Origin of the sequence: Comamonas faecalis (assembly GCF_039538025.1) — a bacterium.
Classification (GTDB): domain Bacteria; phylum Pseudomonadota; class Gammaproteobacteria; order Burkholderiales; family Burkholderiaceae_C; genus Comamonas_C; species Comamonas_C faecalis.
In genome coordinates this window covers 206,878-218,945 of sequence record NZ_BAABBP010000001.1, presented here as the reverse complement: position 1 = coordinate 218,945, position 12,068 = coordinate 206,878, and the positions used below count along the sequence as shown (strand labels likewise).

Here is a 12,068-nt window from a genome sequence, read left to right as displayed (position 1 = left end):
TGATGCACGACTGCCATACAATCAACCACCGGGCCCAAGTTTCTTGTCGCCCGGTTTTTTTGCGCCCGCGTGGCGCGAAACCGGAGCCAAGCCAAGCGCCCAGCGCCGGCGAAATCCCTCGCCGGTGCACGCCACCGATGGAGCTTGGAACCATGGAAATCTTCGACTACGACAACATCCTGCTGCTGCCACGCAAATGCCGCGTGCAAAGCCGCTCGCAGTGCGACGCCAGCGTGCAGCTGGGCGGGCGGCGCTTCAAGCTGCCGGTCGTGCCAGCCAACATGAAGACCGTCGTCGACGAGAAAATCTGCATCTGGCTGGCCCAGAACGACTACTTCTACGTAATGCACCGCTTCGACCTGGACAACGTCCAGTTCGTGCAGGGCATGCACGCCCAGGGCTGCTTCGCCTCGATCTCGCTGGGCATCAAGCCGGCCGACTACGCCACCGTCGACCGCCTCAAGGCCGAAGGCCTGGCGCCCGAATACATCACCATCGACATCGCCCACGGCCACTCCGACAGCGTGCGCGACATGATCGCCTACCTCAAGCAGCACCTGCCCGACTCCTTCGTGATCGCCGGCAACGTCGCCACGCCCGAGGCGGTGATCGACCTGGAGAACTGGGGCGCCGACGCGACCAAGGTGGGCGTGGGCCCGGGCAAAGTCTGCATCACCAAGCTCAAGACCGGCTTTGGCACCGGCGGCTGGCAGCTGTCGGCGCTCAAGTGGTGCGCACGCGTGGCAACCAAGCCCATCATCGCCGACGGCGGCATCAGAAGCCACGGCGACATCGCCAAGAGCGTGCGCTTTGGCGCGACCATGGTCATGATCGGCTCACTGTTCGCCGGCCACGAGGAATCGCCCGGCCAGACGGTGGAAGTCGACGGCAAGCTGTTCAAGGAGTACTACGGCTCGGCCAGCGACTTCAACAAGGGCGAATACCGCCACGTCGAAGGCAAGCGCATCCTGGAGCCCATCAAGGGCAAGCTGGCCGAAACACTCATCGAAATGGAGCAAGACGTGCAAAGCTCGATCAGCTACTCCGGCGGCACCCAGCTGATGGACATCCGCAAGGTGAACTACGTCATCCTGGGCGGCACCAACGCGGCCGAGCACCTGCTGATGTAAGGCAAGCTGGTTTTTTGCATCAATTTCCCGGACGTCCCGAAAAATTGATGCATAATCCAGGGCTTCGCGGCAATCTCCGCGACGGGCTCTTAGCTCAGTTGGTAGAGCAGCGGACTCTTAATCCGTTGGTCGAAGGTTCGAATCCTTCAGGGCCCACCAAGCTGCACAAAAAAAGCGCACTATCAAAACGATAGTGCGCTTTTTTATCTTCACATTCAGGCAACCCAAAAGAGCGTATTCACGATCTATTCATGGTGCCTGCTGCCCCGCAAAAGCAGTCTCCTCAAAGCAGCGCGCCGTGACGATTCCCCGTCATACCGGCGAAAGCCGGTATCCAGCCCTCGCTGCGAAGATGCGTCGTCGCAGGATTGCGGCTTTCACCGGAATGACGGGGCACGCGGAAAGTCTTGCAAATAGCCAAAACGGTTTTGAGATCGTAAACACGCTCTGAAGCCTTGACCTGCTGTGCCGCCAGACGCGCCCGTGGGTGCACGCCATCTCAATCAAATCCTCGTTCGTAAGCCTGACCTTTTTCTACGCCTTCGACCAGGACTCGCCGAATGGCTTGCCCCTTTGAGCAATGACATAGTGCGTATTCGTCAAGCCTGCTTCAGGCGTACCACGGCACGCGCGCCGGCGCGCACCCTGGTGCATGGTGACCTTCACCATTGGCGCCATACCCGCGGTGGCTGCCATGTCGATCATGGGTGTCCAGTGGAAACAGGTTTACCTTGCCACGCATCAGGCCGGAGACACGCGGCTGCGTGACGTCGAACAACTCGGCAGCTTGCGCCTGGGTCGGGCTCTGCGCGCGGATGGCCTCGGCAAGATGCATCATCAACTCAGATCGCGCGCGCATGCTGGCCGCCTCCTCCGGAGGTGTTTTCGATGGCATTCCACACGCTGGCGAATCGCTGAGTGGTCATGGTGCAATCTCCTCCATAAAGGCTTTGCATTGGACTCGGGCCAGGGCCTGTTAACGCTATTTTTGACGGATGCGTTGTGATCAAAAGGGCCACTCGCCAAGGCGCCAGCCGCAGCCAAGGTGCCACCCTTGGCAAGGCTGGCAACGCCGGTGATGGCTCTTTTGATCGCAACCCGAAGGGAACATACTCAGAACGGCGCCACTCTTCGTTGCGCTCCTTGTCCAGACACCCGGTCTAGCTGCGTCGCACGTCTCGATTGACGCCGTTCTGAGTATGTTCGCACCGCCAAAAATAGCGTTACAGGCCCTAGGTCAATATCGCGTTTAACCGTCTGCCGGGTTTTCTTTTGGAAGCAGTACAACACGTAGATGGCAGCGGACGGCTTGACGACATACACCACGCGGAACGCCCCGGCTGCGTCCCATATGCGCAGTTCCACAATCCCTGCTCCAATCGTTGCCATAGGCTCTTGGCATCGTCCGGCTGCAGGCCGCGCTGCACTCGGTCAAGCCGCACCGCGCGCCGTTTGCCCGGCTCGGCCTGAATGCCAAACCGCCCGCCTGTCGCGCACCGAACAACCCGGCACTCAACTGCGCCCATAGGCATCGCTGTAGCGCACGATATCGTCCTCGCCCAGGTAGCTGCCGGATTGCACCTCGATGATCTCCAGCGGCAGCTTGCCCGGGTTCTCCAGCCGGTGGCGCGTGCCCAGGGGTATGTAGACCGACTCGTTCTCGGTCACCAGCAGGTTGTCGTCGCCGCGCACCACCTGCGCCGTGCCGCGCACCACGACCCAGTGCTCCGCGCGGTGATGGTGCATCTGCAGCGACAGCGACGCGCCGGGCTTGACGCAGATGCGCTTGACCTGGAAGCGCTCGCCCACGTCCACGCCCTCGTACCAGCCCCAGGGGCGCTGCACCCGGGTATGGAACACATGCTCGCTGCGCCCGGCCTGCTTGAGCGCATCGACCACCTGCTTGACGTCCTGCGCGCGATTGCGGTCGACGACCAGCACCGCGTCCGCCGTCTCGACGATGACCAGGTCGCGCACGCCGATGGCCGCCACCATGCGCGACTCGGCGCGCACCAGGCTGGTGTCCACGTCCTGCAACCACACGTCGCCACGCACCACGTTGGCACGCGCGTCCTTTGCGCCCACCGACCACAGCGCCGACCAGGCGCCAATGTCGTTCCAGCCAATGTCGGCCGGCAGCACGGCGGCGCGGTCGGTGCGCTCCATCACCGCATAGTCGATCGAGTCGGACGGGCAGGCGGCAAACGCGGCCTCGTCCAGGCGGCAGAAATCCAGGTCGGCACGCTCGCCGGCCAGCGCCGCCTCGCACGCCTGCACGATGTCCGGGCGAAAGCGGCGCATTTCCTGCAGCCACCGCTGGCAGGAGCACAGAAACATGCCGCTGTTCCAGAAATACCCGCCCTGCTCCAGCATCGCGGCAGCGGCCTCGGCGCCGGGCTTTTCGACAAAGCGGGCAATGCGCCGCGCTGGCGTGCCGCCCAACGCCTCACCCTGCTGGATATAGCCATAGCCCGTCTCGGGCTGGTGGGGCACCACGCCAAAAGTCACCAGATAGCCCTGGCGCACCACCCCAAGCCCCTGCGCCACCAGGCTGCGAAACGCCGCTACGTCGGCAATCAAATGGTCTGCGGGCAGCAGCAGCATCACGGCGTCGGCGTCCTGCGCCGTCAGGCGCAGCGCGGCAATCGTGGCCGCGGGCGCGGTGTTGCGCCCCACGGGTTCGAGCACGATGGCCTCGGGCTGCACCTGCAACTGGCGCAACTGCTCGGCAATCAAGAAGCGGTGCTCCTGATTGCACACCACCAGCGGCGCGCCAAAGCCCTCCTGTCCGGCAAAACGCTGCACCGTCTCCTGCAGCAGCGACAGCTCGGACGCCAGCGGCAGCAACTGCTTGGGCACAGCCGCGCGCGACAAAGGCCACAGGCGGGTGCCACTGCCCCCGGAGAGAATGACGGGATGAATCATGGTCTGAAACAATTTGAAATGTAAAAAAGGGCCACCAAGGCCAGCAGCCTTGCGTGTGCACCCACAGGCCGCTCATGCGCTGAATGGTATAACGAGCGAAAACGGATCATCGTGTTGTGAATACGACAAAGTACGATGTTGGTTGTTGCTTTTGTTGCAAATTTATACATACAGCCGTCACTGGGCTTATGCTTGTCATCCTCACACTCACAGTTACTTGCAATTCCGACAAAATGAAAGCACAAAGATTTCTGCCGCTTTCGACATGTTGGGGATGGCCCACCGAGGTCTTGTACGGAACGACGGACAACATGGAAGCCCCGCTTCACCTGCGCACACCACGGCAAGACCGGCTGCAGAAACCAGCAAGACGTCCCGGAAGCCCAACACGCTTTTCACCGTCCGCAAACACAACAATGAAACAAGAAACGCAACGCAGCTGGGCGCTGGCGACATTGCAAGGCGCCCCATGGATTGCGCCCGCCCCCAGGGAGAGAAACAACTATGTCTCTGTTGTCGCATTTGACGATCGATGAACTCACGCCGCTGCTGCAGTCGGTGCAGCGCTCGCTGACCGTGCACAGCCACTATGAGCTGTTCCATTGGCTGCAAGAGGACGTACAAAGCTTTTTGCCGCACGACGTGATGATTGCCGTGTGGGGAGATTTCACCCAGGGCGAGGTCTGCCACGACGTCGTCTCCTCACTCAAGGGCGTGCGCACCGACACGTTTGACGACAAACGCGTGCAGCCGCTGGCCAGCATGCTGTTTGCCCAGTGGGTCGGCTGCGGGCACACGCCGTTTTGCATCGACCGCAGCGACAACGTCGGCCTGGACGCGCTGGACGATGAAACCACCGCCCACGCGCTGGGCAAGATGCAGACCGGACTGGTGCACGGCTTCAAGGATCAGCGCGGCCGCCATGACTGCCTTTACCTGCTGCTGGGCCCGGACAAGCTGGGAACGGCCAAGGCGCGCGACGCACTGCGCTTTCTGCTGCCCTACATCGACACCGCGTTTCGCCAGGTCGCCCACTTGCCCGAGCAGTATTACGACCGCTCCCGTGCAGGCGGTGGTGCCGTGCTTGACGACACCTTCGACACTACGGTCCCGCTGTGCGGGCTGAGCGAGCGCGAGATGGAAATCATGGAATGGGTGCGCCTGGGCAAGACCAATCTGGAGATTGGCTCCATCCTGGAAATCAGCGCCTTTACCGTCAAAAACCACATGCAGCGCATCTTCAAGAAGCTGGACGTGCTCAACCGCGCCCAGGCGGTTGCCAAGGTAGAGCTGCACCGCCACCAGATCGCGCGCTGACGCAGCGCACCCTCCTGATACAGCATGAAAAAGGCCGGTCGAAACCGGCCTCTTTGCGCATCAAACCACAACCATCAGGCTGCCAGGGCCAGCTCCGGCTTGGCGGCGCGCTTGCGGCGTGCCAGGCCGCCGACGCCCAGGGCCGACAGGAACATCAGCGCGGCGCCGGGTAGCGGCACTTCGCTGATCTGAACCACCGTCACCAAGTCTTGCGCTTTACCGTTGGTCAGGTGCACCACGTCCCACTTGCGCGCCACGTCGCCGTCGTTCAACTCATCGAGCCATTTCTGCGCCAGCGTGTAGGCCTTGTTCGAATCCGTATTGTTCTTCGGGTCGCTGTCATACGAAGTCTTCGCCTGGAAGTTGCCGTCGCTGAGCTTCAGGTTGGCGTCACCGCCGACGATTTCCCAGATGGCCAACTGCATGGCGGCCGAGGTAATGCTGTTCTTGACCTGGTCGTAGTACTTGTCGAACAGGCGGGTGATCGACTTAGTCCAGCTCTGGCCCGTGGTGGCAATGTTGTAGACGATGCCCTCGCTCACCGACTGGGTCACCTCGACGCACCAGGCCAGCACGGTCTGGCCGGATTTGAAGATGCCACCAGCATCGGGAGTCTGCACGGACATGTTGAACATGCCCGTGTCGGCACGCACGAAGTTCGTACCCGCACCCGGATCGGTGTCGACCCGGGTCTGAATTACCTTGTAATTCAGGCCGTGGTAGCCCAGCTTGACGGTATCAGCCGAGGCGGAGGATGCCGCGAACGACAAGGCCACGGCGCCGAGGGTGAGCGACAGGGTCTTGCAGGAATATTGCATGGTGAATGCCTTCTGAAAAAGAAAACGAAAATCGACTATTTGTTGGTTGATGTTACGATATGTTCCATCCGCATCACAATGATCCGAATGGACTAACACTGCACCGCATGCATTCAAAAAGGCATTAACTACCTAATGCATCAACCACATCAACCGGGCCGCCGCAGGATAAGGTCAAACCCAGATGGCTATTGGCTGCGCCCGTTGGTTTTGCAAATGTTTTCAATCCACGCCCAAAATCAAAAACCGGCCGATGCCAATAGCACCGGCCGGTTTTTCATGTGCGACCCGTCGTCCCGTGCCGCAGCGCTTCAGCCAATCAAGCCAGCGCCTTTGCCGGCTGGGCTGCAGCGCGCTTGCGGCGTGCCAGGCCGCCAACGCCCAGGGCCGACAGGAACATCAGCGCGGCACCGGGCAGCGGCACTTCGCTGATCGCGATGTAGGGGGTGACGCCCACCAGGTCTTGCGCGCCGGCGCTGGTCAGGTGCACCACTTCCCACTTGCGCTCCACCTCGCCACCGTTGTACAGGTCGTTGAGCCAGGCTTGCGCTTGATTGATGGCCTTGTAGGAATTGCTGTTTGTCCATGCATCCCAACCGCCGTTGGGCGTTTGTGCCTGGAAGTTGCCGGCGCCGAGATTCAGCTTCGTGTCGCCGCCAACGATTTCCCAGATGGCCAGTTGCATGGCAGCCGAGGTGACGCTGTTGGTGATCTTGTCCAGGTATTTGTCGAACAGGCGGGTCAGCGCGCTCGTCCAGCTCTGAGTGGCGGTTTCGATGGTGTAAAGGGTGCTGCTCTTCACGCTTTGCGTGACTTCAACGCACCATGCCAGGATGGATTGGCCCTGCGTGAACGTGGTGCTGTCGCCGCCTTTCTGCACGGTCATCTTGAACTGGCCGACGTCGGTGGTCTTGAAGTTGGTTCCTGCGCCGGGTTTTACGTCGATCTTTTCACTGACGAACGGCTTGTGGTTGGCGCCGTCGTAGCGCAGTTGGACGGTGTCTGCCGACGCGGACGTTGCAGCGAAGGACAAGGCCACGGCGCCGAGGGTGAGCGTCAGGGTCTTGCTGAAATATTTCATGATGGATGCTTTCAAGAAGGAAAAAAGAAATCGAACAACTGTGTGTGGATGTTACGTAAAAATGGGCAAATGTAACAATGGGCCGATCGGACTAAAAATAGTCTTTTGCCAACGCTTATGCCTCCAGATCCACATGTTCGCCCTGTCTCTTTCCCTCTCAAAGCACGAATGTGCAACCTCTGCACGGAACGCGTCCGCGATCTTGCCGCGGCTCGCTTTGTGCCCAAAGACCGGAACTCCCCTCCTCCATCATTGCGGCGAAGGCCGCAATCCAGCGGCGACGCTTTCTTCACAACGCGGCGCCCATGGAAAAGCCGGCCGGTGTTTGCACACCGGCCGGCTTTGAGGTTCCGCCCACGCAGCTAACGCGTCAGCGATTGGTCAAGTCAAGCTACTGGTCAGGCTGCCAGCGCCTCGGCAGGCTGGGCCGCTGCGCTCTTGCGGCGTGCCAGGCCGCCAATACCCAGGGCCGACAGGAACATCAGCGCTGCGCCGGGCAGCGGGACTTCGCTGATGGTGATCAAGTCTTGTGTACCTGGTGCACCTTCATGGGTCAAGGAAACCACACGGTATTTACCGGTAGCGCCAAGGTCTGAGTCGTTCTTCAAATCAGTCAACCACGCATCGGCTTGGGTTTTAGCCGCATTGACGCCGGTGCCAGTCGAAGAAACGTGAAAGCCAACGCCGTCTACGTTGCTGACATTCCAATTATTACCAGGCGTCACCAACTCCCAAATAGCGTATTGCATCGCGGCGGACATCACGTTAGTACCGGCAGCCACAACATCGTTATAAAACGCGTTGAACAGTCGTGTAACGTCAGCCGCCCACGCCTGCGTTGCATAACTCACGTCGTACGTCACCGTACTACTGGTATTCAGGAATTCTGTCAGTTCAACGCACCAAGCAATGATGGAAGATCCACTCAAAATACCCGGAGATGGAACTGGATTGTCGATTGCCATATTGAAAGCACCGGCGTTGGTATTGATTGAATACGGCGATTGATTATGGTCATGGATTGTGCTCGCTACCGAACCCCACTGTGCACTGTTGTATTTCACATCCACCGTATCTGCCGACGCCGTGGTTGCGGCACAAGCCAGAGCAACAGCTCCAAGCGATACCGTCAGCGATTTGTACGAAATGTTCATGATTGCTGCCCTCCAGGTTATGCCGATACGGCAAAGTTGAATTTCACGGAATTCAATGTACGAGGGGGGAGCGCTTGTAACAATAAGTCCATTGGACTAGGCCGGCCGCTACAGCGGCGCCAGCGCCCGGTTTCCCAGGGTGTTCCTGGGGGTTCCAATGGGCTAATGGGCTAATGACGGGTTCGAGGCAGCCACGAACTGCGCATCGTTCTTGCCTGAGCCTGCCGCGCGCGGGGCAGGCCCGGAGGGTGCTTCACTCCAGCGGCAGGTCGACTTCGAGCACGCCGAAGTTGCGGCGGTCTGCCAGCACTTCAAGCACCAGCGGCGAGTCGATGGTGGCCATGTCGGCGCCAAAGCCGTAGACCAGCGCCATGTCACACAGGATGTTGACCGAGCGCGGTATGCCGCCGGTAGCCTGGGCGATCAGGGTGAGCGCCTCGTCGGTGAACAGCGGCTCTTCGCGCCCGGCCACGTGCAGGCGGTGGCGCACGTATTTGGCCACTTCTTCGGGCGTGAGCGGGGGCAGAAAAAAGTCGACGCCCACGCGCTGGGCGAACTGGCGCAACTCGGGCTGCTGCAGCTTGGCGCGCAGCTCGGGCTGGCCGACCAGGATGACCTGCAGCAGCTGATCCTTGTCGGCGTTGATGTTGGAGAGCATGCGCAGCGACTCCAGCGCGCCGCTGCTCAGGTTTTGCGCCTCGTCGACGATGAGCACCACGCGCCGCCCGGCGGCGAATTCCTGGATCAGGAAGCGTTGGAAGGCGTCGTAGCGCGCCACGGGCGTCATGCCGTCGTAGGGCAGGCCAAAGGCCAGCAGCACCCATTCCTGCAGGTCGGCGATGTCCTGGTGGGTGTTGGACACCAGCCCGACGGTAAGCCCTTGCCCCAGGGTGTTGAGCAGGTGGCGCACCAGCGTGGTTTTGCCGCAGCCGACCTCGCCGCAGATGACGGTGAAGCCGACGCGGTTTTCCACGCCGTACTGCAGCATGGTGAAGGCCAGCGAGTGGCGCTTGCCGAAGTACAGAAAGTCGGGGTCGGGCTGGATGGTGAAGGGTTTTTCACGCAGTCCGTAGAACGCTTCGTACATGCTTGCTTACAGCCCTTCCAAGGCCTTGCGGGCGTCGTCCAGCCAGGGGGCGGGGCTGTCGCTCTTGGCAGCCAGATCCAGCGCCTGCTGCAGCGTCTTGCGGGCTCCGGGTTTGTTGTTCTGCGCCAGTTGGTTCATGCCCAGGTGGTAGTGTGCGTTGGCCGACTGCGGCATGGCGGCGACGGCGTCGCGCAGCGGCGCGTGGGCTTCTTCGAAGCGGCCCACACGGTAGCTGGCCCAGCCCAGCGTGTCCAGAAACTGGGGCACGCTGCTGCCGCGCAGGCGCCGCGCCAGTTCGTAGGCGCGGTCGTAGCGGGCCTGGTCGGCACCGGGCGCGTCGCTCAGCAGGCTGGCCAGGTTGTTGGCGATCAGGTCGGCGTTGGGGCGCTCTTTGAGCAGTTGCTCGTACAGCGCGATGGCGTCTTCATTCTTGTCCATCTGCTGCAGCAGGCCGGCGCGCATGGTGCGCAGCTCGAACTGGCCGGGCAGTTGTTGCAGCGCCTGCTCGATGACCTGGTCGGCCTGCTCGGGCTGCTTGTTGCCGTCCATCAGGCTGGCCAGGCCCAGGTAGGCGCCGGTGTTCTTGGGGTCGCGAGCGATGACGTCCTCAAAACCCTTACGCGCGGCTGCCGCGTCGCCCGTCTGCTGCGCCAGCTGGGCCTGCATCAGGCGCAGCGGCAGTGCGTCGGGCGCGGCCGCCACGGCCGACTGCATGAAGGCGCGCGCCTGCGGGGCCATGCCGGCGCGCTGGTAGGTGCCCAGCAGGCTGGCGACGGACTGCAGGTCGGCGGGCGCCAGCTCATGCGCCTTTTTGTAGGCGGTAATGGCGGCGTCCCAGTTGCCGTGGGCGGCGGCCAGCGCGCCGGTGAGCTGCAGCGTGGCCAGCTCCTGGCCCGGCAGGCGCGCCACGGCCTGCACCACCTGCGCTGCACCTTCCAGGTTGCCCAGGTTCAGGTAGGTTTGCGCCAGCATCTGGTAGGCGGGCAGGTATTGGGGGGATGCCTGCAGCACTTCGCGCAGCACGCCCTCGACCAGGCGCTCCTTGCCGCTGCTGGCCAGAAACTGGGCGTAGGGCATGGCAATGATGGGCGCGTATTTGCTGTTTTGCGCGGCGCGGGCGTATTGCTCCTGCGCCAGTTCGGGCGCGCCCTGCAGCTCGTAGGTGCGGGCCAGCAGCGCGGCGGCCTGGGCCGATGCGGGGGTGTCGCGCAAGACGGTGCGCAGGTCGCCCACTGCGTCGTCCAGGCGGCGCTCGTCCATCGCAATGCTGGCACGCAGCACCAGCGCCTGCTCGTTGCGCGCGTCCTTGGCCAGGATGTCGGAGAGCTGGCGCGCGGCGCTGGCCTTGTCGCCCTGCGCCAGCGCGTCGGTGGCCAGCGCGGCGCGCGCCGACAGGCCGGCCGCCTCGTCGCCAGCCTGGTCGGCCACCTCGCTCCACAGCGCGCGGGCGGCGTCCAGCTGGCCCTCCTGTTTGCGCAGGCTGGCCAACGCAAGCTTCAGCTCCAGCTGTTTGGGTTGGGCGACGATGAGCTGCTGCAGTTCGTCGGCAGCGGCCTGCGGGCCTTTGGTGCCGCCGATGAAGCGCACCACGTCCAGCTTGGCCTGCAGGTCGTCCGGGTGCTCTTTGGCGGCGGCGCGGTACTGCTCCTCGGCCTGCGCCGGCTTGCCGTGTGCCATGTAGAACTGCGCCAGCAGGTGGCGCATCTCCTTGCTGCCGGGGTTGAAGCCCAATAGTTTCTGGTAGGTGGCCTCGGCGTCGTCCAGGCGGCCGGCCTTCTCCAGCGTGCGCGCCTTGATGAGCTGCAGCGCCAGGTCGCGCTCGTTGGTCTTGAGCGCCTCGTCCAGCCGCGCCAGCCCGCCGTCGATGTCGCCGTCGGCAATGCGCGCCGTGGCCAGCACGACGAGCGCGTCGGTCTGGTCAGCGCGCTGCTCCAGCGCCTGCTTGGCCAGCTCGACCGCCTGCGCGCGGTCGCCCTGCTGGAACACGATGGCCGCGCGCAGCGCAATCACGTCTGCGTCGGTCGGGGCCAGCGCCATGGCGGCGTCGCTGTACTCCTTGGCCGCCTCGGCGCGGCCGGCGGCCAGCAGCAGCTTGCCCAGCTTGATGTGCGCCTGCAGGTGCTGGGAGTCGAGCTCGATCACGCGGCGCAGCAGCGCGTTGGTCTGATCCCAGTTGCTGTTGTGCTCGGCAATCAACGCCAAGCCGTACATGGCGGGCACGTTGTTGGGGTTGATCTGCAGCGCGTTCTTGAACTCCAGGCTGGCCTTGACGTAGTCTGCCGACTGCATGTAGCCCTGGCCCTTTTTGTAGAACGAGGCCACTTTGTCCTCGGGCGAGGAACAAGCCGCCAGCCCCAGGCTGACCGCCACCAGAGCGGCCACGCCCAGGCGGCGCTGCCAGCCCCTGGCCGCCGCCCTGCCCGCCGCCCCACCCGTCGCCTTGGCGCCCACGCTTGTGCGTTGCTGATCCATGGTGCTTCCCTTTCTTTCTCTATCTATCCGTCTGTCTGGCTATCTATGTCTTAGAGCGTGTTCACGATCTTTCCGCAGCTCGCT

At 62.7% G+C, this 12,068-nt stretch carries 10 protein-coding genes and 1 tRNA gene; 3 read left to right on the top strand and 8 right to left on the bottom strand.

Features of this window, described 5'->3' with window-relative positions:
* Window positions 1-152: 152 nt before the first annotated feature.
* Window positions 153-1,130, top strand: coding sequence for a GMP reductase (locus ABD767_RS01005; protein ID WP_103044782.1), 978 nt, complete (start codon window positions 153-155; stop codon window positions 1,128-1,130).
* Between the two features lie 83 nt (window positions 1,131-1,213).
* Window positions 1,214-1,289: transfer RNA gene (locus tag ABD767_RS01000), tRNA-Lys, on the top strand.
* Window positions 1,290-1,740: 451 nt separating this feature from the next.
* On the opposite strand, the gene ABD767_RS00995 is transcribed toward ABD767_RS01000, so the two are convergent.
* The 3 genes from ABD767_RS00995 to ABD767_RS00985 form a co-directional block, all read right to left on the bottom strand.
* On the bottom strand, window positions 1,741-1,989 hold the full coding sequence (locus tag ABD767_RS00995) for a helix-turn-helix domain-containing protein (protein WP_344867709.1): 249 nt from the start codon (window positions 1,987-1,989) through the stop codon (window positions 1,741-1,743).
* 254 nt (window positions 1,990-2,243) lie between these two features.
* Window positions 2,244-2,519 (bottom strand): type II toxin-antitoxin system RelE/ParE family toxin, encoded by a 276-nt coding sequence (locus tag ABD767_RS00990; protein ID WP_344867707.1) that lies wholly within the window; start codon window positions 2,517-2,519, stop codon window positions 2,244-2,246.
* 123 nt (window positions 2,520-2,642) lie between these two features.
* Window positions 2,643-4,055 carry a mannose-1-phosphate guanylyltransferase/mannose-6-phosphate isomerase gene (locus ABD767_RS00985; RefSeq protein ID WP_344867705.1) on the bottom strand — a complete coding sequence of 471 codons (1,413 nt, stop codon included), beginning with the start codon at window positions 4,053-4,055 and terminating at the stop codon, window positions 2,643-2,645.
* A gap of 504 nt (window positions 4,056-4,559) precedes the next feature.
* Here ABD767_RS00985 and epsA point away from each other — a divergent pair.
* A complete protein-coding gene (epsA, locus tag ABD767_RS00980; protein WP_103044827.1) occupies window positions 4,560-5,372 on the top strand; it encodes an XrtB/PEP-CTERM-associated transcriptional regulator EpsA in 813 nt (270 codons plus the stop codon).
* Window positions 5,373-5,446: 74 nt separating this feature from the next.
* Here the strand turns inward: epsA and ABD767_RS00975 are convergent, their stop codons facing one another.
* The 5 genes from ABD767_RS00975 to ABD767_RS00955 form a co-directional block, all read right to left on the bottom strand.
* The gene (locus ABD767_RS00975; RefSeq protein WP_344867702.1) at window positions 5,447-6,190 is read right to left on the bottom strand and encodes a hypothetical protein; all 744 of its coding nucleotides are present in this window, start codon (window positions 6,188-6,190) and stop codon (window positions 5,447-5,449) included.
* A gap of 319 nt (window positions 6,191-6,509) precedes the next feature.
* A complete protein-coding gene (locus ABD767_RS00970; protein WP_344867700.1) occupies window positions 6,510-7,271 on the bottom strand; it encodes a hypothetical protein in 762 nt (253 codons plus the stop codon).
* 398 nt (window positions 7,272-7,669) lie between these two features.
* The gene (locus ABD767_RS00965) at window positions 7,670-8,425 is read right to left on the bottom strand and encodes a hypothetical protein (protein WP_344867698.1); all 756 of its coding nucleotides are present in this window, start codon (window positions 8,423-8,425) and stop codon (window positions 7,670-7,672) included.
* Window positions 8,426-8,678: 253 nt separating this feature from the next.
* Entirely contained in the window at window positions 8,679-9,512 is an 834-nt protein-coding gene (locus tag ABD767_RS00960) for an ExeA family protein (RefSeq protein ID WP_344867696.1), read from the bottom strand.
* A 6-nt stretch (window positions 9,513-9,518) separates the two neighbouring features.
* Complete coding sequence (locus ABD767_RS00955; protein WP_344867694.1) at window positions 9,519-11,984, bottom strand: tetratricopeptide repeat protein; 2,466 nt, start codon at window positions 11,982-11,984, stop codon at window positions 9,519-9,521.
* Window positions 11,985-12,068 lie beyond the last annotated feature (84 nt).